Raw genomic sequence first — 26,775 nt, forward strand, 5'->3', positions numbered from 1 at the left:
GATGGCCCCTCGCCAGACCGAGGGTGCCCCCGAACAACAAGGGCCGCCTTGCAGGCGGCCGAGAAAACGAGGGATGTGCAAATGGTCAAACCACAGACGCTGTCCAGCCTGGCACTGGCAACCTTGCTGGCCAGCCAGGCCGCGCCGGCCGTTGAGCTGTACGCCGACGAGGACAGCCACCTGAACGCCGACATGCTGGCGGTATGGGGCATGTTCAATAGCCGCAAGAACTACGACGGCACCACGGGCGGCTCGACCTGGCGCGAAGGCTTCATCAAGTATGGCCTCAGCGGTGACCAGGGCCTGGCCGGCAACGGCACGCTGTATGGCAGCCTGAACTGGGTAAGCTCGGCCACCTGGGGCGACGGCGATGCGGCCGGCAATACCGATGGTTCGGAACGCACCACCAAGATCGAGGACGCCTTCCTGGGTTGGCGCTCAGGCGATCTGTTCCCGGTATTGGGCAAGGATGGCGTGGACCTTTCCGCAGGCCGCCAGACCATTCGCCTGGGCAGTGGTTTCCTGATCAACGACGACGGCCCGAACCTCGGTAATGGCGTGGCCGACGGCGCCCTCGATCGGGGTGGTGCCTACTATCTGGCCGCCCGCCATGCCTTCGACCGCACCGCCATGCTGCGCCTGGGTGGCAGCGATGGCCTGCATGGCAGCCTGCTGTGGCTGAAATCCGACAACCGCGCCCAGGCCGAAACCGAACTGGCCGCTGGCACGCTGGACTACACCCACGCCCTGGGCACTTTGGGGCTGACCTGGATTCACGGCATCGACGTCGCCGACCAGTGGGCCAGCGAGTTCCAGAAAGCCCGCGAAGGCATGGACGTGTACAGCCTGCGCGGCGAAGGCAGCGCCGGCATCGACAATGCCAGCTTCGCCTTTGAGTACGCTTGGCAGGACAAGACCGACGGCCCCGAGCAAGCCTGGTACCTGCAGGCCGGCTACACCTTCGCCGACCTGCCCTGGGCACCGTCGATCACCTACCGCTACACCCGCTACTCAGCCGGCTGGGACTCGCTGTTCAGCGGCTTGTCCTCCGGTTATGGCACCTGGTTCCAGGGCGAAGTCGCCGCCAACTACGCCGGCCCGTTCAACAGCAATACCGGCATCCACCATGTGGGCGTGAAGGCGACGCCGTTGGAAAACCTCACGGTTGGCGCGCTGTACTTCGATTTCGACACCGTACGCACCCGCGATAGCCTCAACCTCGATGCCAGGGAGCTGGACCTGTATGTGGAATGGGCAGTCAACGACCACCTGATCATCAGCCCGCTGGTGGGCCTGTACCAGCCACGCAAGGATGAAAGCAACGGTGGCAATCAGGTCGGCGGCAACGGCACCAACGTGTACAGCCAGCTGACCGTGGCCGTGCCGTTCTAAAGCAACCACTAAAGGCTTTCGGAATACCCGTGGGAGCGGGCATGCCCGCGAAGAAGGCGACTCGGTGTATGGCACCGGCTTTGCCGGTGTTCGCGGGCATGCCCGCTCCCACAGGGATGGGTGACTGACCTCCAGAAGCGTTTGACCTTCTCTGATTGGGCAAACAAGATTCGCCAACCTACCGATCGGTAGGCGAAAAACAGACAGAGAAGACCATGCACGCAGATCCCTCTCCCCCAATACGTTTCAGCTTCGCCCTGGGCCTCGGCCTGATTGGCGCACTCGGCCCTTCCGCCGTCGACATGTACCTGTCGAGCCTGCCGGAAATCGCCAGCCACTATCAGGCCAGTTTCACGCGTGTGCAGCTGACGCTGACCTTCTTCCTGCTGGCCATGGGCGCCGGCCAGCTGATCTTCGGCCCCATCGTCGACGCCTATGGCCGGCGCAAACCGCTGCTGGCCGGCCTGCTGCTGTTCATCCTCTGCTCACTCGGCGCAGCCGCGGCCCCCAGCCTCGACACCCTGATCATGCTGCGCTTCTTCCAGGGGCTGGGCAGCGCGCTGACCCTGGTCGTGATCATGAGCATGGTGCGTGATGTGAGCCAGGGCGTTGCCGCGACCAAACTGTTCGCCCTGCTGATGACCATCGAAGGTGTGGCACCGATCCTGGCACCGGCCCTGGGCGGCGTGATCGACGCGCATTTCGGCTGGCGCGCGGTGATGTTGGTACTCGCCGGCATGGGGCTGGCGGTGCTGCTCAACAGCCTGCTGAACCTGCCGGAAACCCTGCCCCCGGGCAAACGCGAACCGCTGCGCCTGGGCCACGCCTGCCGTACCTACCTGGCCATTCTGGCCGACCGCCGCTTCCTGCGCCCGACCCTAGCAGTGGCCGCGGTGTTCTTCTTCCTGTTCGCCTACATCGGCGGTGCCACCCTGGTGTACCAGGCCCACTACGGCCTGAGCGCCCAGGCCTTCGGCCTGCTGTTCGGCGCTACCGGGGTATCGATCCTGTTTGGCGCCATGGCCGCCAGCCGCCTGATCAGCCGCCTGGGCTTGAATACCCTGACCCGCCTGGGCGTGCTATGCATGGCTGGCGGCGCCTGCATCAGCCTGCTCGGTGCGCTGACCGGCCTGGGGCTGCCGGGTGTGGCTGGCGGCATGGTGGTGGCGCTGTTCGGCCTGGGCATAGCCGAATCGACGCTGATGTCGCTGGTCATGGCCTCGCAAGACAAGGCGCTGGGCTCCACCGCAGCGCTGCTGGGCGCTATTCAGCTGTCTGCATCTGCCGGCGCAGCCCCGTTGGCCGCCGTGGTGCTCGACCACGGCCCGACCGCCTGGGCCGCGCTGCTGGCCCTGTGCACCTTGGTGGTGTGCCTGCTGACCGCTCTCAGCCTGCGCGATACCCCCGCCAGCTTCTCGCTCGCTGGCCATTGAAGCCCTGGCACTGACGGTCAACTCGGCTGGCAGGCAGGCACAAGACGACCTACCAGTCGTTAGCGAAACTGGCTGCCTCGATACCAACAATAAATCCGATGGCAGCCAGCCCTGCGAGACCCGCTATGACCCTCGATACCAGAATTGACTTCATCTACCTGTCCGAGCAGGACATGATCCGCGCCGGCGTCACCGACATGCCCGCCTGTGTCGACACCATGGAAGAAATGTTCGGCTTGCTGTACCAGGGCGACTACCGCATGGCCGGCCCGAACAGCGACTCGCACGGTGCGATGATCACCTTCCCCGAGCACTCGCCCTTCCCCAATATGCCCAAGCCCACCGCCGACCGGCGCATGATGGCGATGCCAGCCTACCTCGGCGGCAACTTCCAGACCGCCGGCGCCAAGTGGTACGGCTCGAACATCGCCAACCGCGAGAAAGGCCTGCCCCGCTCGATCCTGATGTTCACCCTCAACGATGCCGACACTGGCGCACCACTGGCGCACATGTCGGCCAACCTGCTGTCGGCCTACCGTACCGGCGCCATCCCAGGCGTAGGTGCCCGCCACCTGGCGCGCAAGGACGCCAAGGTCATCGGCCTGGCCGGCCCGGGGGTGATGGGCAAAACCACGGTCGCCGCGTTCATGGCTGTCTGCCCACTGATCGACACCATCAAGATCAAGGGCCGCGGCCAGAAAAACCTGGATGCCTTCGTCGCCTGGGTCAAAGCCAGCTTCCCGCAAATCGTCAACGTCCAGGTGGTTGAAACCCTGGAAGAGGTGGTACGCGGCTCCGACCTGGTCACCTACTGCAGCTCGGGCGAAGTGGGCGACCCCAGCCAGTACCCCCTGGTGCGTCGCGAATGGGTCAAGCCTGGCGCATTCCTGGCGATGCCAGCCCCGTGCAGCATCGATGCCGGCATGGAGCAGGACGACGTCCGCAAGGTGGTCGACAACACCGGCCTTTACGAGGCCTGGTTCGAAGAACTGCCCAAGCCTGCGCATAACCACGTGCCGCTGGTAGGCGTGCGTTTCATGGACATGATTCACGAAGGCAAGCTGGCCGCCGAGCAGGTGGAAGACATCGGCAAGATCATCAGCGGCGACGCACCAGGGCGTCTGCATGACGACGAAATCATCCTGATGTCGGTAGGCGGCATGCCTGTCGAGGATGTGGCCTGGGGCACCGTGGTGTACCGCAAGGCGCTGGAGCAAGGCATCGGCGTGAAGCTCAACCTTTGGGAAACCCCCGTTCTCAGCTGATTCACCCATTACCGGACAACGAGGCAAAACCCATGACACAGATCACCAAACTGAAAACCGGCTCCAAATTCGAAGACATGGCCAGCTACTCCCGCCTGGTGGCGGTGGACAACTGGATTCACGTTTCCAACACCGCCGGGCGCAACCCGCAGACCCAGCTGATCCCGGAGGACGTGATCGAACAGACCCACCAGGTGTTCGCCAATATCGAAACCGCCTTGGCCGCGGTCGATGCCAGCCTGGCCGACGTCATCAATTCGCGGGTATTCATTCAGGACCCGGCCGATGTGCCGCAGGTCATGGACGTGATCGGCCAGAAGTTCCGCGGCATCGACCCGGCCACCACGGTCACCTGCCCGCCGTTGGGCTCCACCGTGTACAAGGTCGAGCTGGAAGTCACTGCCTACCGCGGTGCGGGGCAAGCGCAAGTGACCCTGATCCGCCTTGGCCAGTAAAACCGCTGGCTGCCGCTGAGCACTCCTCTGCCCGAACCACAATGAGTAAAGCCATGTCTCCCACGATCGCCCCCGTGCAAACCAGCACCCGCCACCCCGCCGCCACGACTGTGGTGATCATCGGTGGCGGCATCATCGGCCTGACTGCCGCACTGACGCTCGCCGAGCGCAACATACCGGTGGTGGTGCTGGAAAAGGGGCGCATCGCTGGCGAGCAGTCGTCGCGCAACTTGGGCTGGGTGCGCAAGACCAACCGTCACGCCCACGACATCCCCCTGGCACTGGCGGCCGACCGGCTGTGGGCCGAGATGCCAGCGCGCGTAGGCAGTGACGTTGGCTATCGCCAGGCGGGCATCATGTTCATCGGCCGCAACGACACGCAGATGGGCATGCATGAAGGCTGGCTTAAAAGTGTCGAGGCGCTGGGCCTGGATTCGCGCCTGCTGAGCGCGCGTGAAATCGCCCAGAAAGTGCCGGGTGGTCGGGCGGATTGGGCAGGCGGCATCTTCACACCCTCCGATGCCCGCGCAGAACCGACGCTGGCCGCCAGCGCCATCGCCGGTGCGGCCATTGCCAAAGGCGCGGTAGTGGTGGAGAACTGCGCGGTGCGTACGCTGGTCACCGCAACCGGCCGTATCAGCGGGGTGGTCACCGAGCAAGGCGAAATCCGCTGCGACCAGGTATTGCTGGCCGGTGGCCTATGGTCGCGCAAGTTCCTCGGCAACCTGGGCATCAACCTGCCGACCTTGCCGCTGACCTGTTCCGTGCTGCGCACCGAGCCAATGGACGGGCCTACCGATATCGCCGTCGGCGCACCGGACTTTTCGTTTCGCAAGCACAAGGACGGCGGTTACATCATCACCCAGCGCGGCGCACTGGATGCTTTCCTCACCCTCGACCACCTGCTGCTGGGCAAGCGTTACCTGCCCCAGCTGCGTGCGCAGCGGGACTTTTTGCGCATCAGCTTTGGCAAATACTTCTTCAAGGACCTGGCCCTGGCCCGGCGTTGGAAAGCCACGGATGTGACCCCTTTCGAGCGCGTAAGGGTACAAGACCCACACGCCAACCCAGCACTCAACGACGAGGCCATGCGCAACCTCAAAGCGGCCTGGCCGGTATTCGAACAGGCACGCATCGCCAGCGCCTGGGCTGGCACGATTGACGTCACCCCCGACTCCAACCCGGTAATCGGCCCGGTGGCCAGCATCCCAGGCCTGACCCTGGCCACCGGTTTTTCCGGGCATGGCTTCGGCACCTCGCCCGCTGCCGGCCAGTTGGCGGCGGACCTGGTATCCCAGGCTGCACCCCTGATTGACCCAAGCCCTTACCGCTTCGAGCGCTTCGCCTGAACTAACACGCCAGGGTGGATGAACGTGCTGTACTCGGTGTACAGCCTACCCAATGGTGCCCTGGGCGCCAGTCCCGAAGGGAGATAGAGGGGGCGCTTCGCGCCCCCAGCATCATCGCCGCGTGGAGCGACACCCAAGATGGCCACGAAGCTATCTGAACTGGTACTCCAACCCCGCCCCCGCATACCACGATCGCCCAGGCGCTGCCTCGTAATAACGCCCGTTGCTGTCGCCAACGATCACCGACCCCACATACTGCCGGTCGAACAGGTTGTCCAAACGCACCAGTTGATGGAACGTCCAGGGCCCGACGTGCTGTTCGAAACGCGTCCGCCAGTTGAATACGGCATACGCAGGTGCCGGTTTGGCGTTGTTGCTGTCGTCCACATACACCTTGCTGCGGTATTGCCCTTCTACCCCCATGCTGACCGACGGAACGGGTTTCCACACCAGCTCGCCATACAGGTTGTCGAGCGGCACACCCGGCAGCCGGTTGCCACGTTCGATGGCCGAACTGACATCTTCGGCATAGCGCGCATCGGTGCGGGTGTACACCACCGTGGTCTGCCATTGCTCGCCCAGGTCACTCTGCAGGCTCGCCTCGAAACCGCGTCTTGTCGTGCGCCCTGCATTGCGATAACTGGTGCGGCCAGCCGTAGCGTTGGCAACGACGATTTCGTCATCGGTTTGAATTTCATACACCGCCGCATTCAAGCGCGTGCGTTCGCCCAGGCGATACTTCACACCCACTTCATACTGCATGCTGGTGGCAGGTTTGAGCCCGAAGTTGAAACGTTCGACCTCACCCGGCGCATAGGCCATTTCGGCCTGCGTGGGGGTTTCGAAACCTTTACCAACGCTTGCGTAGCCGCGCAGGTCGGGGGTGAACGCATACATCACCGACAGCGACGGGGTGGCCTGCTGGTACGTCTTCGAACCACTCGAATCACCGTTGGCCAGGTAATGGTCATCGACGCGCATTTTCATGGTGCTGTAGCGCAGCCCCAGTTCGCTGGTCCAGTTGCCGATTTCCCAGTGCGCCTGCAGGTAGGGGTCCAGGCTGGTGGCCGTGTCCTGCTCGTCGCGGCGCAGTTCGCCCTTGACGCCCAACTGGTCGCCGCTGAAGTTCTGGTAGCCGCGGCGGTCATCCGTGCTCTGGTCGTAATCGGCGCCGACGGTGAACGTGAGGTTACCGGGCACCTCGACAACCGGCTGGATCCAGCGCAGGGTGCCGCCGTGGAATTCGCGGTCGAAGTCAACGACTCCGCCACCACGCTGCACGTTTGAAGGTGCTTTTTCTGATATGGACAGGTACTGCACAACACTGCGTCGCCCCGCGTACAGGTTGAACTGCAATGTGGCATCACCGAAATAGCGCTCGTAGTTCATGCCCAGCTGTTGATGATCGATGCTTTTACGCGTGTTGTATTTCTCTGCCTCGACCGCGGTAGAACGAGGGTCGTGCTTGTAGGCATCCCACTTCTGCCCCAGCGGGTCCTGCGTGTCGTTCTGCTCCAGGCTGCTGTAGATCAGCGCCATGCGCGAGTCGTCGTCGGGCTTGAAATTGACCTTGGCGAACGTCTGGTCGCGGCGTGCTGCACTGTGGTCGCGGTAACCATCGGTGTCCATGCGCGAGGCATCCAGCACGAAACCGGCGGTGTCGTTACCGCCCTCGGCGGACAGGTGATTCTTGTTGAAGCCGTCACTGCCGAACGTGGTTTCAGCGCCAACGCGGGCCGGGCCCTGCCCGTCGCGGGTGAACATCTGGATCACGCCACCGGCGTTGCTGCCATACAACGTCGCAGCCGGGCCACGCAGCACCTCGATGCGCTCGGCCACGTCCAGGTTCAGTGTGGCTGCCTGCCCTTGCCCGTCGGGGGTACTGGCAGGAATACCATCGCTCAGCAACTTGATACCGCGCACACCGAACGCTGAACGGGCACCGTAGCCCCGTGAGGAAATCTGCAGGTCCTGGGCATAGTTCTGCCGGTTCTGCACCACCAGGCCGGGCACCTTGCTCAGCACTTCCGACAGGTTGACGCCAAGCTGGCCATCAGTGCCGTGGGACAGGTCAACGGTATCGACCGAAAACGGCAGGTCAAAGCTGCTGGTGGGCGTGTAGGCGCCGGTAACCACCAGCGGATCCATGACGACGACATCGGGCGAATGGGCCCTGGCAACGCTATTGGCGCTCATGCCGCCTGCAAACAGCAGGGCCAGGCTTGTAGATGAGGGAACACGAAAAAGAAATCGATACATGCGCAGCTTCCGGAAATTGCCGGTATTACACCAGACCAGCAGCGCCAGCGCGAACGCCAAGACGGGTTAACGCTGGATTTCCTCTGGCAAGCTGTTGCGATTTTACTTACAGTGAAATACTGTATGCACATACAGCAAAATAAGGAATTCCCTGTGTCCAGCACCGCCTCTGCCACCCCGAGCAGCTATGAACAGCTGGGTGTACGCATCCAGAAGATCATCAACAGCCCCACCGCCCAGCGCAGCCGTGCGGCGCTGATCTTCCGCCTGGAACAGGAAAGCCCGGATGACTGGGAGACGCTGCTCGAGGAAATCGCCGAGAACGACAACGTCACCCTCGCCCACCGGGACGATGGCGGCGTGCAGATTTTCTGGACCGTGCCGAAGGAAGACTGACCACGCATGAGAGTTTCGCTTTTCGCTGCAACCTGCCTGCTGCTGACCGCCCCCTTTGTTCAAGCCGACGCCCCGCGTACCTTCCAGGAGGCCAAGAAGGTCGCCTGGAAGCTGTATGCGCCGCAATCGACCGAGTTTTATTGCGGCTGCAAATACAAGGGCAACAAGGTCGACCTGGCGTCCTGTGGCTATGCCCCGCGCAAGAATGCCCAGCGCGCCTCGCGCATCGAATGGGAGCACATCGTACCGGCATGGCAGATCGGCCATCAGCGCCAGTGCTGGCAGGCCGGCGGGCGCAAGCAGTGCGCGCAGCATGACGACGTGTACAAGCGCGCCGAAGCTGACCTGCACAACCTGGTGCCCAGCATCGGCGAGGTCAACGGCGACCGCAGCAATTTCAGTTTCGGCTGGCTGCCCGAACAACGCGGCCAGTACGGCCGTTGCCTGACCCAGGTCGACTTCAAGGCCAAGAAGGTGATGCCGCGCCCTTCGATCCGCGGCATGATCGCGCGCACCTACTTCTACATGAGCCAGCAGTACAACCTGCGGTTGTCCAGCCAGGACCGCCAGCTGTTCGAGGCCTGGAACAAGACCTACCCGCCGCAAGCCTGGGAGCAGCAACGCAACCAGCGAGTGGCCTGCGTGATGGGGCGGGGCAACGCGTTTGTCGGGCCGGTCAACCTCAAGGCCTGTGGCTGAGCCTCACACCAGCGCCTGCAAGTAGGCGCTGGCTTCCCGATAGCGGGCCAGCCGCGCCAGGTCAGCGGGGCTTGGGCAGGGAATGCGTGAGAGGTCACTGTTGTCGGCCAGGTCGGCCAGCTTGACGGTGCGCGCCAGCGGGTCATCGCCCAGGCGCACCACGAAGTCCTGGTAGGCCTCGCCCTCGCGGCGGCTTAGCGCCAGCAACGCGGCAAGGATTTTCAGCGCGAAGCCCTCGCGCGCCAGGTCGGACAGGGTCAGCGGGGTATCTTCGATCACATCGTGAAGCACCGCGACAATCCGTTGCTCGGGCGTGGCAACCCGCATCATCACGCGTAACGGGTGGAGGATATAAGCCGCCCCACCCTTGTCGTATTGCCCTTCATGCGCCCTGGCGGCCACGGCAATGGCCCGCTCCAGTGTAGACATGAGGCCCTCCCCGTCTGGCATCTCCCAACCCAAGCATAGCCAAACTTGTGTGAACAATGTCTAGTACAGGCCAGGCCGCCAACACTTCGGCATAGGCTTAGCGTGCTGCGCCGTGCTGAATGACCACCGAATCGGTACCCAGCTTGGCCATCACCTCGTCCCGGCGCGCCTGGGCCTCTTCGCGGGTCGGGAACGGCCCCATCAGCACCACCGGCTTGCCGTCGCGGTACTCCACCGAAGATGGGATGCCCTTCTCGATCAGCCGTGCGGTCATGTCGCTCAGCGCGCCCATGTTGGCGCCCTGCACCACTTCCACATCCCAACCCTGGGGCGCCGGCTGGTCGGCGAGCGCTTCGGCACGTCGCTGCAGGTCGGCACCGCCGCAAAGCTCGCGGATACGCAGGTTGTTGCCGGTGTCGTCGACGATGATGTCGTACTGGCCATCGCGCTTGATCGCCACATAGCTGCGATAGGCTTCGTATTGCCCGGCATCGTCCTTGCCGCGGACCTGGCCGCAAATGGTGCCCTGGGTGTCGATCCGTACGTTGCCGAACTTGGCAGTCTTGGGGTTGTGCAAGTGTTCGGCCACCTGCTTGTGCACGCCTTCGACCTCGTTCTCACAGCCCGCCAGGGCGAGCACTGCCATTACCACAGCCAGTTTGCGCACGCGTGTACCTCCAGATTCGAAGGGGCGGATTCTAGCATGGCGGGCCATACCCGAACCGCGACCAAACGTTACACGCTGCTTCGTGCGCAAATGAAAAAAGGGCGATCATTGCTGATCGCCCTTTTTCGATTTGGTAGGCACAATTGGACTCGAACCAACGACCCCCACCATGTCAAGGTGGTGCTCTAACCAACTGAGCTATGTGCCTGTCGTGTGGTGCGCATACTAGTGATCGAATGCGTACCTGTAAAGCTTTTTTTTGATAAAAATCAAAAACTTTCGGGGTTCGTGCACGAGGAGTCTATATGCGACTCGGGCCGGTCGCGAGCCCAATGAAAAAAGGGGTGACCCTTGCGGATCACCCCTTCTTCGATTTGGTAGGCACAATTGGACTCGAACCAACGACCCCCACCATGTCAAGGTGGTGCTCTAACCAACTGAGCTATGTGCCTGTCGTGTGGTGCGCATTCTACGCATTCCAAAAACCCTGTCAACACTTTTTTTCGCGCTAAGCTACTGAATCTTAAACTCTTTATATAAGGAGGGCCGACAAGCGCCCCGTAAAGGATTTTCACCAGACGACTAGCGGGTGTTTATTATTATTGATAGCATCGGTACATTCGTTAAAAATATAAAACACGAGGTTCCTGCAGCATGGCTAACACCCCCTACCCCCAGTCCTACTACGCCGCCTCGGCCAACCCGGTGCCGCCACGTCCGGCGCTGCAGGGTGAGGTGGAAACCGATGTATGCATCATCGGCGCCGGCTACACCGGCCTGTCCAGCGCCCTGTTCCTGCTCGAGAACGGCTTCAAGGTGAGCATCGTCGAAGCGGCCAAGGTCGGCTTCGGCGCGTCGGGCCGCAACGGCGGCCAGATCGTCAACAGCTATAGCCGCGACATCGACGTCATCGAACGCACCGTTGGCCCCAAGCAGGCGCAACTGCTGGGCCATATGGCCTTCGAAGGCGGCCGCATCATTCGTGAGCGCGTGGCCAAATACAACATCCAGTGCGACCTGAAAGACGGTGGCGTGTTCGCCGCCATCACCAGCAAGCAGATGGGCCACCTGGAGTCGCAAAAGCGCCTGTGGGAACGTTTTGGCCACAATCAGCTGGAGCTGATGGACCAGAAGCGCATCCGCGAAGTGGTTGCCTGTGACAGTTACGTCGGCGGCATGCTCGACATGAGCGGCGGCCACATCCACCCATTGAACCTGGCCTTGGGCGAAGCGGCTGCAGTCGAGTCGCTGGGTGGCATCATCTATGAACAAACCCCGGCGGTACGCATCGAACGTGGTGCCAACCCGGTCGTTCACACCCCGCAGGGCAAAGTCCGCGCCAAGTTCATCATCGTTGCCGGCAACGCCTACCTGGGCAACCTGGTGCCAGAGCTGGCCGCCAAGTCCATGCCATGCGGCACCCAGGTGATCACCACCGAGCCGCTGGGCGAAGAACTGGCACGCACCCTGCTGCCGCAGGACTACTGCGTCGAGGACTGCAACTACCTGCTCGACTACTACCGCCTGACCAGCGACAAGCGCCTGATCTTCGGCGGTGGCGTGGTGTACGGCGCGCGTGACCCGGCCAACATCGAGGCGATCATCCGTCCGAAGATGCTCAAGGCCTTCCCGCAGCTGAAGAACGTGAAGATCGATTACGCCTGGACCGGCAACTTCCTGCTGACCCTGTCGCGCCTGCCACAGGTTGGCCGTATCGGCGACAACATCTATTACTCGCAGGGTTGCTCGGGCCACGGCGTGACCTACACCCACCTGGCGGGCAAGGTACTGGCCGAAGCCCTGCGCGGCCAGGCGGAGCGTTTCGACGCCTTCGCCGGCCTGCCGCACTACCCATTCCCGGGTGGCCAGATGCTGCGCGTGCCGTTCAGCGCCATCGGTGCCTGGTACTACAGCCTGCGCGATCGTCTGGGCTTCTGATGTAAACAGGCCTGACCCTATCGCCGGCAAGCCTGCCCCCACAGGAACCGCACCATTTTCGAATGTGCAATTTCTGTGGGGGCAGGCTTGTCGGCGATAGGGCCGGTTCAGGCCATTTCATTTGTTCAGGCTATTCACCGCCTGTTTCGCTGCAACTTCCTGCCCCGCCTTGGCCAGCTCATCGGCAGCCATCAACCAGCGCTGGCGATCCACCTGGGCCGGCAATTGTCGCGGTGGCTGCACCAGCACCGCCCAGCTCCCCTGCTTCGCCCACGCCGAGGCAAACTCATCGAATGCCATCACCTGCCGCCGGTGCATGCCCGAGCGCAACAACACCCGCTGCTTGTAACGGTCATAACCGATCAGCACCGCATAACGCGGCTCACCCCACCAGGCCGAACCTTCCTCGTAACGCAGCAGCACTGGGTTGCCCGCCGCCACTTGGGTCAACAGCGCGTCCAGTTGTTTGTCCAGCGGGTATACCACCATGCCGTAGTCCCGCGCCACGCGGGGGATACCGGTATCCAGCGCTTCGGCGCCCTGGGGCAGGTTCAACGGTTTGTCCAGAAGCCCCGGTGTGATCGGAGCCCCCTGTTGCGACAGCACGGCCGCCAGTGCCATAGCCCCGCTGTGGTTGGCGTTGCCACGGTAGAACGGCACGCTGCTGATCTCCACTCGCTGAGGCAAGCCCTTGAGGTTGGCAGGCGGTGCGCTGGCACAACCGGCCAGGGTGGCAGCCATCAGACAGGCGGCCAGCAGCCGTCGGTAGGCGGTTTTGACGGAATGTTGCTCCATGGACACTCGCTTGTTCCAACGCCAGGCAGGCAGCGCCCGGCTCTGGCCACCGATCATAGGTCCGACAGCGGCGCGGGTATAGTCCGACAACGGCTTAGAGCGAATCGGCCCCAGAGATAGACCTTTGTTCGATGGAACGTCACAGGCGAAGGGCTAGACTAAAGCAGTGTCTGGAAGGCAAGCGCTGGCCAATCGAAGGCTTGCCGTAGAGATGGAGGCACAGATGAGCCTGACCATGGCAATTCTCATGCTGGTAGGCATGTGGCTAAGCGTTGCAGCCGCCATGCTGTGGGGTGTACTGCGCATTGTGCGGCGTCATGCACAACATCACCACCTGCCACCGCAGCCCCTGGCCAAGCCACAGCCAATAAGGCGGGCGCGGCGGCATGCCGGGGTGCACTGACCTCAAAATTTACTAAAGCCCATTCGCGGGCTTGCCGGCGAATGGGCGCAATGCGCCCCGCTTTTATATCAACCTTCAGCTGCCTCACGCTTCAAACGCGCCCGACGCGCCAGGATGTTGAGGATCTCGATAGCCGTCGAGAACGCCATGGCGGCATACACATAACCCTTCGGTACATGAGCGCCAAACCCTTCGGCGATCAGCGTCATACCGATCATGATCAGGAAGCCCAGGGCCAGCATCACGACGGTCGGGTTGTCGTTGATGAAGTTGGCCAGCGGGTCGGCGGCCACCATCATTACGATCACCGCAGTGATCACGGCAATGATCATGATCGGCAGGTGCTCGGTCATACCCACGGCGGTGATGATGCTGTCGACCGAGAAGACGATGTCCAGCAGCAGGATCTGGAAGATTGCCGCAGCAAAGCCCAGGGTAACGGTCGAGCCAACCTTGGCTTCTTCCTTGGCACCGTGCGGGTCGACGCTTTCGTGAATCTCCTTGGTCGCCTTCCACAGCAGGAACAGGCCACCGGCAATCAGGATCACATCCTTCCACGAGAAGGCGTTGCCGAACACTTCGAACACCGGGTCGGTCAACTGGACGATCCAGGCCACCGTGCTGAGCAAGGCCAGGCGCATGACCAAGGCCATGCTGATGCCGATACGCCGTGCCTTGGAGCGGTACTCCACCGGCAGCTTGTTGGTCAGGATCGAGATGAAGATCAGGTTGTCGATACCCAGTACAACTTCCATGGCCACCAGCGTAGCCAGGGCAACCCAGGCGGTAGGGCTAGCGGCGAGTTCCAGCAAATATTCCATTGTTCAGATCCTGCAGCGGCGGTTGGGGTCAAATGTCCTGGGTTTGTTCTTTTTTCTCGGCATCCTTGGGCTTCTGCCCTTCGCTGCCGATGGCATCGCTCAACGCCTGCTGGGCAGCCTTGTTGGTATCGTCGATGGCCTGCTTGGCCGACTGCGCGGCCTGGTCGAGCATCTGCTGGGCAGATTTCTCGGCCTGGTCGCAACCTGCCAGGGTGAACAGGGCCAAGGCCAGCACCAACGGGGTGCCGATGGATTTGAGTTGCAGCATGGTGTCCTCGCTTGAAAATTCCGGCGGCGCATGGCGCCTGATGCCGTGCATTCTAGAGACGCCGATAGTTCAGTAAAATTCGTATTTTCATGACGTATACTTCGGTTTTTACGAATCGGGACGACCAACGGTGCTCAATTATCGCCAGCTGCATTACTTCTGGGCCGTGGCCAAGACTGGCAGCATCACCCGTGCCAGCCAACAGCTGAACCTCACACCGCAAACCATCAGCGGGCAGATCACCCTGTTCGAGCAAACCTACGGCCTGGAACTGTTCCAGCGCGCCGGACGCCAGCTTGAGCTGACCGAAACCGGCCGCCAGGCGCTGGTGTACGCCGAGCAGATGTTCCAGATCGGCGGCGAGCTGGAAGCCCTGCTGCGGGCCGGCCCCCAAGAGCAGATCCTGTTCCGCGTTGGGGTAGCCGACGTGGTCCCCAAATCCATCGTCTACCGCTTGCTGGCACCTACCATGGAACTGGACGAGGTGCTGCGCATCAACTGCCGCGAAGACAAACTTGAACGGCTGCTGGCAGACCTGGCCATCCAGCGCCTGGACCTTGTGATTTCCGACAGCCCCATGCCCAGCCACCTGGACATCAAAGGTTACAGCCAGAAGCTCGGCGAATGCGGGCTGAGCTTTTCGCCACCCCTGCACTGGCGCAACGGCTGGACGGCCCTTTTCCGGCCTGCTTGCAGGATGCGCCGCTGCTTGTTCCAGGCCAGGAAACCGTGGTGCGCAGCCGCCTGCTGCGGTGGCTGGGCGAACAGCAGGTGCAGCCTCGGATCGTGGGGGAGTTCGATGACAGTGCCTTGATGCAGGCGTTCGGGCAGTCGGGTAGCGGCATTTTCGTTGCCCCCAGCGTTATCGCCGAAGAGGTGTGCCGCCAGTATGGCGTGCAGTTGATCGGCCAGACCGAAGCCGTACACGAGTCGTTCTATGCCATTTCGGTGGAGCGCAAGGTCAAGCACCCAGGGATCGTGGCGATTACCGAGGGGGCGCGGCGGGAGTTGTTTCATTGGTGAGGCGCTCGGAGCAGCCCTACAAGCCGCTATGGTAAAGTCCGCCCTTTCCAGATTCCGAGATACCGCTGCACATGACCCCCCTCCTCCGTTTCCTCAACCGCACCAGCCTGGTCACGCAGATCGTCATCGGTTTGCTCGCCGGCATCGCCCTTGCGCTGCTGGCACCTGCCATCGCCCGCGACCTGGCTTTCCTCGGCAAGGTATTCGTCAGCGCCCTGAAAGCGGTTGCGCCCGTGCTGGTGTTCATCCTGGTCATGGCTTCGATCGCCAACCATCGTCACGGCCAGGAAACCCACATTCGCCCGATCCTCTGGTTGTACCTGCTGGGCACCTTTGCCGCAGCGGTGGTGGCCGTGGTCGCCAGCATGCTGTTCCCGTCGCACCTGGTGCTGAGCACGGGCGAGGCCACGCTGAGCGCACCAGGCGGCATTACCGAGGTGATGCAGAACCTGGTGCTGAGCGCGGTCGACAACCCGGTCAATGCCCTGCTCAACGCCAACTTCATCGGCATACTCACCTGGGCCATCGGCCTGGGCGTGGCCCTGCGTCATGCCGGCGAAACCACCCGTACCGTAGTAGACGACCTGTCCAATGGCGTGACCTTGATCGTGCGCATGGTCATCCGTTTCGCCCCGCTGGGCATCTTTGGGCTGGTCAGCTCCACCCTGGCCCAGTCAGGCCTGAACGCGCTGCTCGGCTACCTGCACCTGCTGGCGGTACTGATCGGCTGCATGCTGTTCGTGGCGCTGGTGATGAACCCACTCATCGTGTTCTGGAAGATCCGCCGCAACCCTTACCCACTGACGCTGCTGTGCCTGCGCGAAAGCGGCATTACCGCATTCTTCACCCGCAGCTCGGCCGCCAACATTCCGGTCAACCTGGCATTGTCGGAACGCCTTGGCCTGCATGAAGACACCTATTCGGTGTCGATCCCGCTGGGCGCGACCATCAACATGGCCGGTGCGGCGATCACCATTACCGTACTGACCCTGGCCGCCGTGCATACCTTGGGCATCCCGGTGGACCTGCCAACTGCCGTGCTGCTCAGCGTGGTGGCGGCGGTGTGCGCCTGCGGTGCCTCGGGCGTGGCTGGGGGCTCGCTGCTACTGATTCCACTGGCATGCAGCCTGTTTGGCATCCCCAGCGAAATTGCCATGCAGGTGGTGGCGGTAGGCTTCATTATCGGCGTGCTGCAGGATTCGGCCGAAACGGCGCTGAATTCTTCGACCGATGTGCTGTTCACTGCGGCGGCCTGCCTGGCCGAAGAGCGGCGCAACCCTTGAGATTGCCGGGGCCGCTGTGCGGCCCCAATTGCCTTACACGGTGGCATTACCTACCCTAGTGGCCTTTCCCCAGTAATGAGACAGGGCCATGTCAGAACACGAAACCGCCGGTGTTGGCCGCTTCAACAGCGTTGAGATCCGCATTCTCGGTTCGCTGATCGAAAAGCAGGCCACCAGCCCGGAAAGCTACCCGCTGACCCTCAATGCCCTGGTCCTGGCCTGCAACCAGAAGACCAGCCGCGAACCTGTGATGAACCTCACCCAAGGCCAGGTTGGCCAAGCCCTGCGTGCGCTTGAAGGGCAGGACCTGACCCGCTTGCAGATGGGCAGCCGTGCCGACCGCTGGGAACAGCGGGTAGACAAGGCACTGGAGCTGGTGCCCGCACAGCTGGTACTGATGGGCCTGATGTTCCTGCGCGGCCCGCAAACGCTCAACGAACTGCTGACCCGCAGCAACCGCCTGCACGACTTCGACGACACCGAGCAGATTCAGCATCAGCTGGAGCGCCTGATCTCGCGGGACCTGGCCTTGCACCTGCCGCGTCAGGCCGGCCAGCGTGAGGACCGCTACACCCACGCCTTGGGCGACCCGGCGGAAATCGAGGCGATCCTCGCTGCACGCCAGCAGGAAGGTGGCGCACGCAGCAGTGGCGCCAGTGTGTCGGAAGAACGCATCGAAGCCCTCGAAGCACGCATTGCAGCGCTGGAAGCACGGCTGGCCGAGCTGGAAGGCTGAGCCTTCACGGCTCGGGGTCGGGGAAGTTGCGGCAGCTCTTGCGCTCGGCCAGCTCCCGGTCACTGGGGCGCTGGTCGACGAACACGGTGCGCCCGTCGGCGTAGATTTCCAGGTAGCCCCAGTGCAGGTCCTGCTCTTTCTGCCCGGGCTTGGGGGGGGACTAGCCACCAGGGTTCGCGGCTGATCAGGGTCATGTTCAAGCTCCTGAGGGTGTCTGCACTAATCATAGACACCCTCAGTTTCTGCTTTGCTTGTGCCGGCCCTTTCGCGGCTAAAGCCGCTCCCACAGGGACCGCACAGCATTCAAAATCTGTGCAGTACCTGTGGGAGCGGCTTTAGCCGCGAAAGGGCCGGTACAGGCTTACGCCGGCGCCGAAGTGCGAATCAGGTGGTCGAAGGCCGCCAGCGAAGCCTTGGCCCCCTCACCCACCGCAATCACGATCTGCTTGTACGGCACGGTCGTCACGTCACCCGCTGCAAACACACCCGGGATACTGGTCTGGCCCTTGGCGTCGACGATGATCTCGCCACGCGGCGACAGCTCGACGGTGCCTTTGAGCCAGTCGGTGTTGGGCAACAGTCCGATCTGCACGAAGATACCTTCCAGCGCCACGTCATGCTGTTCATCGGTGGTGCGGTCCTTGTAGCGCAAGCCAGTCACTTTCTCGCCATTGCCCAGCACCTCGGTGGTGAGTGCGCTGGTAATGACTTTCACGTTCGGCAAACTGTGCAACTTGCGCTGCAAAACCGCGTCGGCACGCAGTTGGCTGTCGAACTCGATCAGCGTCACCTGGGCGACGATACCGGCCAGGTCGATGGCCGCCTCCACGCCCGAGTTGCCGCCGCCGATCACCGCTACGCGCTTGCCCTTGAACAGGGGGCCATCACAGTGCGGGCAGTAGGCCACGCCACGGCCACGGTATTCCTGCTCACCTGGCACGTTCATTTCGCGCCAGCGGGCGCCGGTGGCCAAGATCACGGTCTTGGCTTTAAGCGAGGCGCCGCCTGCCAGGCGTACTTCGTGCAAGCCACCCTCGCTGGCCGGAATCAACGCTTCGCCGCGCTGCAGGTTCATGATGTCGACATCGTACTGCTTGACGTGCTCTTCCAGCGCCGTGGCCAGCTTAGGCCCTTCGGTTTCCTGCACCGAGATGAAGTTCTCGATGGCCAGGGTGTCGAGCACCTGGCCGCCGAAGCGCTCGGCTGCTGCAACGCCAGTGCGGATGCCTTTACGCGCAGCATAGATGGCAGCAGCGGCGCCAGCGGGGCCACCGCCGACCACCAGCACGTCGAAGGCGTCCTTGGCGTTGATCTTCTCGGCCTGGCGGGCGCCGGCGCTGGTGTCGATCTTGCCAAGGATTTCTTCCAGGCCCATGCGGCCCTGGCCAAACACTTCACCGTTCAGGTAGATGCTCGGCACCGCCATGATCTTGCGCGCTTCCACTTCTTCCTGGAACAGCGCACCGTCGATGGCCACATGGCGCACGTTGGGGTTGAGCACCGCCATCAGGTTCAACGCCTGGACCACGTCCGGGCAGTTCTGGCACGACAGCGAGAAGTAGGTTTCGAAGGTGAATTCGCCTTCCAGGGCCTGGATCTGCTCGATCACTTCAGCACTGGCCTTGGATGGGTGGCCGCCGACTTGCAGCAGCGCCAGCACCAGCGAGGTGAACTCGTGGCCCATGGGGATGCCGGCGAAGCGCAGGCTGATGCTGTCACCCGGGCGGTTCAGCGAGAACGACGGGCGACGGGCATCGGTACCGTCCGCGCTGAATGTAATGAGGTTCGACAGGCCGGCAATTTCCACCAGCAAGTCATGCAATTCGCGGGACTTCGCGCCGTCGTCGAGGGAGGCAACGATCTCGATCGGCTGGGTGACCCGCTCCAGGTAGGTTTTCAGTTGCGATTTAAGCGTGGCGTCCAACATACGGGCGATTCCTTTTTCAAAACTCGGATACAAAAACGCCCAGGCGAGGTCGCCCGGGCGTTTGACGGGGCGGTAACAACTTCAGCTTTGGCGGCTGACTACCGCCCGCGACTGGCTCACAGTCTTAGATCTTGCCGACCAGGTCCAGGGACGGCGCCAGGGTGGCTTCGCCTTCTTTCCACTTGGCCGGGCACACTTCGCCTGGGTGAGCGGCAACGTACTGGGCAGCCTTCACTTTACGCAGCAGTTCGGCAGCATCGCGGCCTACACCACCGTCGTTCAGTTCGACGATTTTGATCTGGCCTTCCGGGTTGATCACGAAGGTACCGCGATCGGCCAGGCCGGCTTCTTCGATCAGCACGTCGAAGTTGCGCGAGATGACGTGAGTCGGGTCACCGATCAGCGGGTACTCGATCTTGCCGATGGTGTCCGAAGTGTCGTGCCAGGCTTTGTGGGTGAAGTGGGTGTCGGTGGACACGCCGTAGATTTCCACGCCCAGCTTCTGGAACTCTGCGTAGTTGTCGGCAAGGTCACCCAGCTCGGTCGGGCAAACGAAGGTGAAGTCGGCCGGGTAGAAGAACACGACAGACCACTTGCCTTTCAGGTCGGCTTCGCTGACCTGAACGAACTCGCCTTTGTGGTAGGCGGTGGCGTTGAACGGTTTGACCTGGCTGTTGATGATTGGCATGAGAGACGCTCCTTCATGGGGTTGGAATCAGTTGATGGATAGAATCCTAACTAATCATCCCGCTGAAGGCTCATTGGCAAAGCTCATGCTTGCGATTGGTTTTGGCTATAACCGGGGTTAATTAATAGAAGGGAATGGGCTGAGCAAAGGATTGCGGACCGGCGCGCCGTGACACGGATCGGCACACCCCTGCAGGAGCAGCCTTGTGCTGCTCCTGCAGGCTACGCGTTATCAGCGGGTGACCGTACGCATGGTCACGAACTCTTCGGCCGCCGTCGGGTGCACGCCGATGGTTTCGTCGAACTGCTGCTTGGTCGCACCGGCTTTCAGCGCAATACCCAGGCCCTGGATGATTTCACCGGCATCAGGGCCAACCATGTGACACCCCAGCACCTTGTCGGTCTCGGCATCGACCACCAGCTTCATCAGGGTCTTTTCCTGAATGTCGGTCAGGGTCAGCTTCATGGCGCGGAAGCGGCTTTCGAACACCTGCACCTTGTGCCCGGCCGCCAGCGCCTGCTCCTCGGTCAAGCCTACGGTGCCGATCGGCGGCTGGCTGAACACCGCAGTAGGGATGTTCTGGTAGTCCACCGGGCGGTATTGCTCTGGTTTGAACAGGCGCCGCGCCACGGCCATGCCTTCGGCCAGGGCCACTGGCGTCAACTGCACACGCCCGATGACGTCGCCAATGGCAAGGATTGACGGCGCGGTGGTCTGGAACTGCTCATCAACCCGAATGTAGCCGCGCGCATCCAGTTCGACGCCGGTGTTTTCCAGGCCCAGGTTGTCCAGCATCGGGCGCCGGCCAGTGGCATAGAATACGCAATCGGCAACCAGCTCTCGGCCATCCTTGAGGGTGGCCTTGAGGCTGCCATCTTCAAGTTTGTCGATACGCTGAATGTCGGCATTGAACTGCAGGTCGAGGCCGCGCTTTTCCAACTCTTCCTTCAAGTGGGTGCGCACCGAGCCATCGAAGCCGCGCAGGAACAAGTCACCACGGTACAGCAGCGTGGTGTTAGCCCCCAGGCCCTGGAAGATGCCAGCGAACTCGACGGCGATGTAGCCACCGCCCACCACCAGCACCCGGCGAGGCAGGTCTTTGAGGTAGAAGGCTTCATTGGAGGTGATGGCCAGTTCCTTGCCGGGGATATCCGGCACCTGTGGCCAGCCACCGGTAGCGATGAGGATGTGTTCGGCGCTGTAGCGCTGACCGTCCACTTCCACTTCATTGGCACCGGTCAGGCGTGCGTGGCCCTGCAGCAGGGTCACCCCGCTGTTGACCAGCAGGTTGCGGTAGATGCCATTGAGGCGTTCGATTTCCCGGTTCTTGTTGGCAATCAGGGTGCCCCAGTCGAAATGCCCTTCTTCCAAGGTCCAGCCGAAACCTGCGGCCTGCTCCAGTTCGTCGGCAACGTGCGCGCCATACACCAGCAGCTTTTTCGGAACACAGCCGACATTGACACAGGTACCGCCCAGGTAGCGGCTTTCAGCCACTGCCACTTTTGCACCGAAGCCCGCGGCAAAGCGCGCCGCGCGCACGCCGCCGGACCCGGCGCCAATCACGAACAGATCAAAATCGTAGGCCATGTATTCAGTCTCCTAGGCAGGCGCCCAGCATAACGCCGTTGGCCGCCACAAACAAAAAAGCCACCCCGAAGGGTGGCTTTCCAATACCAACAGGGCTTATCAGTAAGCCTTGCCAGCCTTGTAGAAGTTCTCGAAGCAGAAGTTGGTCGCCTCGATGTAGCCTTCGGCACCACCGCAGTCGAAACGCTTGCCCTTGAACTTGTAGGCGATCACGTTACCTTCGGCCGCTTGCTTCATCAGCGCGTCGGTGATCTGGATCTCGCCACCCTTGCCCGGTTCGGTCTGCTCAATCTTCTCGAAAATGTCCGGGGTCAGGATGTAACGGCCGATGATGGCCAGGTTCGAAGGGGCATCTTCAGGCTTCGGTTTCTCGACCATGGAGTCGACACGGAAGATGCCGTCCTTGATCTCTTCACCGGCGATGACGCCGTACTTGTTGGTTTCCTGCGGATCGACTTCCTGGATGGCAACGATCGAGCAACGGTACTTCTTGTAAAGCGCAACCATCTGCGCCAGCACGCCGTCACCTTCAAGGTTGACGCACAGGTCATCCGCCAGCACCACGGCGAAAGGCTCGTCACCGATCAACGGGCGGCCGGTGAGGATAGCGTGGCCCAGGCCTTTCATTTCGGTCTGGCGGGTGTAGGAGAACGAGCACTCATCGAGCAGACGACGGATGCCAACCAGGTATTTTTCCTTGTCGGTGCCCTTGATCTGGTTTTCCAGCTCGTAGCTGATGTCGAAGTGGTCTTCCAGGGCGCGCTTGCCGCGACCGGTCACGATGGAGATCTCGTTCAGACCAGCATCCAATGCTTCTTCAACGCCATACTGGATCAGTGGCTTGTTGACCACCGGCAGCATTTCCTTGGGCATGGCTTTGGTAGCAGGCAGGAAGCGAGTGCCGTAGCCGGCTGCCGGGAACAAGCATTTCTTGATCATAAACGTCCTTACAAAAGGCTAGGCCTGTGGAATTCGGCGCAGTCTAATCAGGCGGCAGTCACCTTACAATGCCCCCCGATAGCGACCGATGCCATCATAGAGATATCCCAGTGTAGATAGTTCCGGGGGATCGTGAATATTACGGTCATTCATGACAGGCGGATGACAGCAAAATAATGGTGCCTATACCGCCTCTTCACGGGTTCACCCGCGAAGAGGCAGTGCCCCATCAACTTCCAGTGCCCTGCCCCACCAGCACCCCATCAACCTTCTGCCCATACAGGTTCACGCCATCATTGGCATGAAACTTCACCCGCGTTTTCTCGATGGAACCCTCTACCAGGCGAGGGTCCTGTGGCCGTTCATGGCGGTTGATCCACGCCGCCACGTCCCAGGCTTGCTGGTCGCTGAGGCTGCCGGGCTTGCCCAGCGGCATGTTGTACTTGATGAACGACGCCGCCGTGTTGATGCGGTGCATGCCGGCGCCCCAGTTGTAGGAGTCCTTGCCCCACAGCGGCGGCATCACATACTCGCCCGCAACCTGCTGCCCTTCACCGTTGTCACCATGGCAAATGGCGCACTGCTCACGGTAAACCTGCTGGCCACGCTTGAAGTCATAACCACCCTGTGGCTGCGCCACCTCGGGGTATCCGCGCCCGGCGAGTTCCACGCCGGTCGGCGCCTTGGTCGACAGCCAGTAGGCGTACACCGCCAGCGCCGTCATTTGCGGGCTGTCGGCGGCCGGCGGCTTGCCGTTCATGCTGAACTGGAAGCAGCCCTGGATACGCTCGGCGTAGGTATTCACCTTGTCGTTCTTCTTGCGGTAAGCCGGGTACATCGGGTACGCGCCCCACATCGGTGCTGAATGCGCCAGCCGCCCTTGGTCGAGGTGGCAGTTGCTGCAGTTCATGCCATTGCCCACGGCCTCGGGCATCAGCCGGCGGGTGTCGACGAACAAGGCATGGCCTTCGCGCACCATCTTGCCAAAGGCATTGTCGGGCAAATCGCTTTCATCGGGGGTACGAACTGCGGCGCAGCCTGCACGCCGGGCACTTTCAACTGCGACTGGTCTTCCATGGCAATCGGCGCGGCCTGGGCACTGCCCACGGCCAGCAGCAACATGGCTGGAATCAACGGCTTCATGGCGTGACCTCCTGGCTGGCGGGGTGGGCGAAGAACTCGGCAACAGCCTTGATCTCGTCATCGGTCATGGCCTTGGCCACACCGACCATCAGTTGGTTGGGGTCATTGCTGCGGCTGCCGTCACGCCAGGCATTGAGCTGCGCTATCAGGTAACTGGCGGGCTGGCCGGCCAAGGGCGGGAAGTGTTCACCGACCCCGCCGCCACCCGGCCCATGGCATTGCACGCAGCCGGGAATCTGCCGGCTCCAGTCGCCGTACAGGGCCACGCGGGTGGTAGGGTCATTGGCAATTTGCTGGCGGCGCAGGTCGCCAGTGGGGGCTGCCGGCAGGCCGGCCAGGTAGCTGCTGACTGCCTCGATTTCATCTTCGCTCAGGGCTTTGGCCAGCGGCTCCATCACCGGCTGCTTGCGGCTGCCGTTGCGCCAGTCATGCAACTGTTTGCTGAGGTAACCGGCTGGAAGCCCAGCCAAGCGTGGGAAGCCGGCAGCGGCAATGCCCTTGCCGTCCGGGCCATGGCAACCGAGGCAGGCCATGGCGGCGGGGTTGGCCCCGCCCTGGGAGAAGACCTTCTGGCCATCGACGGCATGCGCCTTGGGCAAGGCCAGGATCAGCAGGCTGCCGATCACGACGCGTCTCAACGGTGTCATCACGAAGCTCCTTTTCTTTTGTTATATGTTTAGGCTCAAAACATATAAGTAAAGCAAGGAACAGCCGTTGCCTCAGATCAACTTCCGGAGATGCATTGGGTTGCAGCAGTGCGCACATCACCCAGGCGCAGCGGGAAATTGTTCAGCCGCTCATGCAGTTTGATGCTGCTACCGCTGCCGCGCTTGTCGATATCCACCAGCGCCGCCGGGCCTGCCCCCGAGGTGAGCTTCTGCGGCACGATCAGCCGCAGGCCGTCACCACGCTGCTCTTCAGTCAGCGGGCCACGCGTATCGGCCAGCTTCTGCTTGACGCAATCGGCATAGGCGCGCGGGCTCTTGCCAGAGATCACATCCAGCGTTTCACGCGATTGCTCCAGCTCGGTAACGCTCACGCAGCCACCGAGCGTCACCGTCAACGCCGCCACCATCCACTTCATTTGCAGCACCTCTGCCATCAAGAATTCGCTTCGACCACTGCCAGGCGGTTTTGCTCCCTGCTTTGGCAGAATTATCTGCGCCTGGCGAACAGCGCGGCAGTGTAACGGTACATCGTGGTATCTTTTGCCTTTGCAGATCCAAACCTTGCGGAGCATCACATGAAATTCGTACACCAGCGCGAGCACCTCAACGAGGACGACATCGTCGTCATCGAGTGCTCTCAGCGCTGCAATATCCGCCTGATGAACGACGCCAACTTCCGCAGCTTCAAGAACGGCGGCCGTCATACTTACCACGGCGGCCATTTCGAGAAGTTCCCGGCGAAGATCACCGTGCCCAGCACCGGCTTCTGGAACATCACCATCGATACCGTGACCACACGCCCGATCTCGGTCACTCGCAAGCCAACCCTGACCCACAAGATCAAGATCATCCGTCGTTCGTCGTCGAAAACTCAGATAAGGCCACCATGACCCAGACCATCAAGTACGTCATCAAATACAAGCTCGACGGCCAGCGTCGTTGGGACTTCGCGCTGATGCCCGATGCCTCGCAGGAACAAGCCCTTGAGGCCCTGCGCAAGATCCACGGTGAAGACGCCGAGAAAATCAGCGACATCCAGGTCAGCAAAGCCCTGTAAAAACCGCCACAAGCCCCCGCCGCGCCGCTCGCCCCACGCAAGGAGAATCGCATGAGCCACTGGCCCGACCGCCGTATCCTCGACCTGCTGGGCATCGAGTTGCCCATTCTGCAGGCGCCCATGGCGGGGGCGACCGGCTCACCCATGGCCATTGCCGTGGGCCTGGCAGGTGGGCTGGGCGCCCTGCCCTGCGCCATGCTCAGCGGCGAGCAAGTGCGCGCCGAAATCGCCGCGTTCCGCGCTGGCTGCCCGGGGCGCCCACTTAACCTGAACTTCTTTTGCCACCAGCCGCCAGCGCCCGATGCCGAGCACGATGCGCGTTGGAAGCAGGCCCTTGAACCTTATTACAACGAAGTGGGTGCCGATTTCGCGGCGCCCACGCCGGTGTCCAACCGTGCGCCTTTCGACGAGCAAAGCTGCCAGCTGGTCGAAGCCTTGCGCCCGGAGGTGGTGAGCTTCCACTTCGGCCTACCCCAGGCCGAACTGCTGCAGCGGGTAAAAGCCAGCGGTGCCAAGGTGCTCTCCAGTGCCACTACGGTGGAAGAGGCCATCTGGCTGGAACACAACGGTTGCGACGCGATCATCGCCATGGGGTATGAAGCCGGTGGCCATCGCGGCATGTTCCTGAGTGACGACATCACCAGCCAGATCGGTACGTTCGCCCTGGTACCCCAGATTGCCGATGCGGTCGGCGTCCCGGTGATTGCCGCGGGTGGCATCGGCGACCACCGTGGGCTGGTGGCGGCGCTGGCCCTGGGTGCCTCGGCAGTGCAGATCGGCACGGCTTACCTGTTTTGCCCCGAGGCCAAGGTTTCGCCAGCGCATCGCCGGGCGCTGGACAGCGCGTCTGCCAGCGACACGGCGCTGACCAACCTGTTCACCGGCCGCCCCGCGCGGGGTATCAACAACCGCATCATGCGCGAGCTGGGGCCGATGAGCGCGCTGGCGCCACGCTTCCCGCTGGCGGGTGGGGCATTGATGCCTTTGCGGGCGATCACCGATCCGCTGGGCAATAGTGACTTCAGCAATCTGTGGTCGGGGCAGGCGTTGCGGCTGGGACGGCACATGCCGGCAGGTGAGCTGACCCAGGAAATTGCCGAAAAGGCACTGGCCGTGGTTGGGCACCAGGCTTTTTGAAAGGCAGGTCTGGCCTCT

Annotated in this window: 26 protein-coding genes, 2 tRNA genes and 3 pseudogenes; 15 read left to right on the top strand and 16 right to left on the bottom strand. The window is 62.3% G+C overall.

Translation table 11 applies throughout. The features are described from left to right. Positions 1-81 precede the first annotated feature (81 nt). The 5 genes from AB5975_27740 to AB5975_27760 all read left to right on the top strand — a co-directional run bounded on the left by AB5975_27740 (position 82) and on the right by AB5975_27760 (position 5,894). Entirely contained in the window at positions 82-1,392 is a 1,311-nt protein-coding gene (locus AB5975_27740; protein ID XDR20187.1) for a hypothetical protein, read from the top strand. Positions 1,393-1,607: 215 nt separating this feature from the next. Continuing rightward, positions 1,608-2,825, top strand: coding sequence for a multidrug effflux MFS transporter (locus AB5975_27745; protein ID XDR20188.1), 1,218 nt, complete (start codon positions 1,608-1,610; stop codon positions 2,823-2,825). A gap of 125 nt (positions 2,826-2,950) precedes the next feature. Further along, a complete protein-coding gene (locus AB5975_27750; protein ID XDR20189.1) occupies positions 2,951-4,090 on the top strand; it encodes a tyramine oxidase subunit B in 1,140 nt (379 codons plus the stop codon). Between the two features lie 32 nt (positions 4,091-4,122). Next, positions 4,123-4,545: a RidA family protein gene (locus AB5975_27755; protein ID XDR20190.1), complete on the top strand. Its 423-nt coding sequence runs from the start codon at positions 4,123-4,125 to the stop codon at positions 4,543-4,545. A gap of 53 nt (positions 4,546-4,598) precedes the next feature. Continuing rightward, positions 4,599-5,894 carry an NAD(P)/FAD-dependent oxidoreductase gene (locus AB5975_27760; GenBank protein XDR20191.1) on the top strand — a complete coding sequence of 432 codons (1,296 nt, stop codon included), beginning with the start codon at positions 4,599-4,601 and terminating at the stop codon, positions 5,892-5,894. A 150-nt stretch (positions 5,895-6,044) separates the two neighbouring features. Here AB5975_27760 and AB5975_27765 read toward each other — a convergent pair whose 3' ends face one another. Continuing rightward, entirely contained in the window at positions 6,045-8,090 is a 2,046-nt protein-coding gene (locus AB5975_27765; protein ID XDR20192.1) for a TonB-dependent receptor family protein, read from the bottom strand. 216 nt (positions 8,091-8,306) lie between these two features. Between AB5975_27765 and AB5975_27770 the strand changes: the two genes are divergently transcribed. Then, on the top strand, positions 8,307-8,549 hold the full coding sequence (locus tag AB5975_27770; GenBank protein ID XDR20193.1) for a DUF1654 domain-containing protein: 243 nt from the start codon (positions 8,307-8,309) through the stop codon (positions 8,547-8,549). Positions 8,550-8,555: 6 nt separating this feature from the next. Further along, positions 8,556-9,248, top strand: a complete 693-nt coding sequence (locus tag AB5975_27775; GenBank protein ID XDR20194.1) for an endonuclease — start codon at positions 8,556-8,558, stop codon at positions 9,246-9,248. A 3-nt stretch (positions 9,249-9,251) separates the two neighbouring features. Here AB5975_27775 and AB5975_27780 read toward each other — a convergent pair whose 3' ends face one another. From AB5975_27780 to AB5975_27795, 4 genes are all read right to left on the bottom strand, one after another. After that, positions 9,252-9,677 carry a GTP pyrophosphokinase gene (locus tag AB5975_27780; GenBank protein ID XDR20195.1) on the bottom strand — a complete coding sequence of 142 codons (426 nt, stop codon included), beginning with the start codon at positions 9,675-9,677 and terminating at the stop codon, positions 9,252-9,254. A gap of 97 nt (positions 9,678-9,774) precedes the next feature. Beyond that, the gene (locus AB5975_27785; protein ID XDR20196.1) at positions 9,775-10,344 is read right to left on the bottom strand and encodes an SPOR domain-containing protein; all 570 of its coding nucleotides are present in this window, start codon (positions 10,342-10,344) and stop codon (positions 9,775-9,777) included. A 131-nt stretch (positions 10,345-10,475) separates the two neighbouring features. Further along, a tRNA-Val gene (locus AB5975_27790) sits at positions 10,476-10,552 on the bottom strand. A 167-nt stretch (positions 10,553-10,719) separates the two neighbouring features. Then, positions 10,720-10,796 (bottom strand) — tRNA-Val (locus AB5975_27795). A gap of 202 nt (positions 10,797-10,998) precedes the next feature. Here AB5975_27795 and AB5975_27800 point away from each other — a divergent pair. Beyond that, positions 10,999-12,282: an NAD(P)/FAD-dependent oxidoreductase gene (locus AB5975_27800; protein XDR20197.1), complete on the top strand. Its 1,284-nt coding sequence runs from the start codon at positions 10,999-11,001 to the stop codon at positions 12,280-12,282. 117 nt (positions 12,283-12,399) lie between these two features. On the opposite strand, the gene AB5975_27805 is transcribed toward AB5975_27800, so the two are convergent. Next, on the bottom strand, positions 12,400-13,134 hold the full coding sequence (locus tag AB5975_27805) for a peptidase C39 family protein (GenBank protein XDR20198.1): 735 nt from the start codon (positions 13,132-13,134) through the stop codon (positions 12,400-12,402). Between the two features lie 166 nt (positions 13,135-13,300). On the opposite strand from AB5975_27805, the gene AB5975_27810 reads away from it, so the two are divergent. Then, positions 13,301-13,480 (top strand): hypothetical protein, encoded by a 180-nt coding sequence (locus AB5975_27810; GenBank protein XDR20199.1) that lies wholly within the window; start codon positions 13,301-13,303, stop codon positions 13,478-13,480. A gap of 68 nt (positions 13,481-13,548) precedes the next feature. On the opposite strand, the gene AB5975_27815 is transcribed toward AB5975_27810, so the two are convergent. Together AB5975_27815 and AB5975_27820 are read right to left on the bottom strand one after the other, a co-directional pair. After that, complete coding sequence (locus AB5975_27815) at positions 13,549-14,301, bottom strand: TerC family protein (protein ID XDR20200.1); 753 nt, start codon at positions 14,299-14,301, stop codon at positions 13,549-13,551. 28 nt (positions 14,302-14,329) lie between these two features. Continuing rightward, positions 14,330-14,569: a hypothetical protein gene (locus AB5975_27820; GenBank protein XDR20201.1), complete on the bottom strand. Its 240-nt coding sequence runs from the start codon at positions 14,567-14,569 to the stop codon at positions 14,330-14,332. Between the two features lie 130 nt (positions 14,570-14,699). Between AB5975_27820 and nhaR the strand changes: the two are divergent. The 3 genes and pseudogenes from nhaR to AB5975_27835 all read left to right on the top strand — a co-directional run bounded on the left by nhaR (position 14,700) and on the right by AB5975_27835 (position 17,611). Continuing rightward, positions 14,700-15,592 (top strand): annotated as a pseudogene (nhaR, locus tag AB5975_27825) (transcriptional activator NhaR). Between the two features lie 71 nt (positions 15,593-15,663). Continuing rightward, positions 15,664-16,875, top strand: a complete 1,212-nt coding sequence (gene sstT, locus AB5975_27830; GenBank protein XDR20202.1) for a serine/threonine transporter SstT — start codon at positions 15,664-15,666, stop codon at positions 16,873-16,875. Between the two features lie 88 nt (positions 16,876-16,963). Next, the gene (locus AB5975_27835) at positions 16,964-17,611 is read left to right on the top strand and encodes a YceH family protein (protein XDR20203.1); all 648 of its coding nucleotides are present in this window, start codon (positions 16,964-16,966) and stop codon (positions 17,609-17,611) included. A 4-nt stretch (positions 17,612-17,615) separates the two neighbouring features. Here AB5975_27835 and AB5975_27840 read toward each other — a convergent pair. The 8 genes and pseudogenes from AB5975_27840 to AB5975_27875 form a co-directional block, all read right to left on the bottom strand. Beyond that, positions 17,616-17,805 (bottom strand): annotated as a pseudogene (locus AB5975_27840) (hypothetical protein). Positions 17,806-17,972: 167 nt separating this feature from the next. Further along, positions 17,973-19,538: an alkyl hydroperoxide reductase subunit F gene (gene ahpF / locus AB5975_27845; protein ID XDR20204.1), complete on the bottom strand. Its 1,566-nt coding sequence runs from the start codon at positions 19,536-19,538 to the stop codon at positions 17,973-17,975. Between the two features lie 124 nt (positions 19,539-19,662). Next, positions 19,663-20,226 carry an alkyl hydroperoxide reductase subunit C gene (gene ahpC / locus AB5975_27850; GenBank protein XDR20205.1) on the bottom strand — a complete coding sequence of 188 codons (564 nt, stop codon included), beginning with the start codon at positions 20,224-20,226 and terminating at the stop codon, positions 19,663-19,665. Positions 20,227-20,457: 231 nt separating this feature from the next. Continuing rightward, on the bottom strand, positions 20,458-21,813 hold the full coding sequence (gene gorA / locus AB5975_27855; protein ID XDR20206.1) for a glutathione-disulfide reductase: 1,356 nt from the start codon (positions 21,811-21,813) through the stop codon (positions 20,458-20,460). 99 nt (positions 21,814-21,912) lie between these two features. Further along, complete coding sequence (gene galU / locus AB5975_27860) at positions 21,913-22,752, bottom strand: UTP--glucose-1-phosphate uridylyltransferase GalU (protein XDR20207.1); 840 nt, start codon at positions 22,750-22,752, stop codon at positions 21,913-21,915. 229 nt (positions 22,753-22,981) lie between these two features. Beyond that, a pseudogene (locus AB5975_27865) lies at positions 22,982-23,895 on the bottom strand (c-type cytochrome). Next, positions 23,892-24,542 carry a cytochrome c gene (locus tag AB5975_27870; protein XDR20208.1) on the bottom strand — a complete coding sequence of 217 codons (651 nt, stop codon included), beginning with the start codon at positions 24,540-24,542 and terminating at the stop codon, positions 23,892-23,894. The pseudogene AB5975_27865 and the gene AB5975_27870 overlap by 4 nt, the downstream one beginning before the upstream one ends. 77 nt (positions 24,543-24,619) lie before the next feature. After that, complete coding sequence (locus AB5975_27875; protein ID XDR23049.1) at positions 24,620-24,979, bottom strand: hypothetical protein; 360 nt, start codon at positions 24,977-24,979, stop codon at positions 24,620-24,622. 159 nt (positions 24,980-25,138) lie between these two features. On the opposite strand from AB5975_27875, the gene AB5975_27880 reads away from it, so the two are divergent. From AB5975_27880 to AB5975_27890, 3 genes are read left to right on the top strand one after another with little or no spacing between them, the layout of a single operon-like run. Further along, on the top strand, positions 25,139-25,453 hold the full coding sequence (locus tag AB5975_27880; GenBank protein ID XDR20209.1) for a DUF1883 domain-containing protein: 315 nt from the start codon (positions 25,139-25,141) through the stop codon (positions 25,451-25,453). Next, a complete protein-coding gene (locus AB5975_27885; protein ID XDR20210.1) occupies positions 25,450-25,620 on the top strand; it encodes a hypothetical protein in 171 nt (56 codons plus the stop codon). The genes AB5975_27880 and AB5975_27885 overlap by 4 nt, the downstream gene beginning before the upstream one ends. Positions 25,621-25,671: 51 nt before the next feature. Next, positions 25,672-26,757, top strand: coding sequence for an NAD(P)H-dependent flavin oxidoreductase (locus AB5975_27890; GenBank protein XDR20211.1), 1,086 nt, complete (start codon positions 25,672-25,674; stop codon positions 26,755-26,757). Positions 26,758-26,775: the final 18 nt, after the last annotated feature.

It is taken from the genome of Pseudomonas putida (assembly GCA_041071465.1).
GTDB lineage: Bacteria > Pseudomonadota > Gammaproteobacteria > Pseudomonadales > Pseudomonadaceae > Aquipseudomonas > Aquipseudomonas putida_P.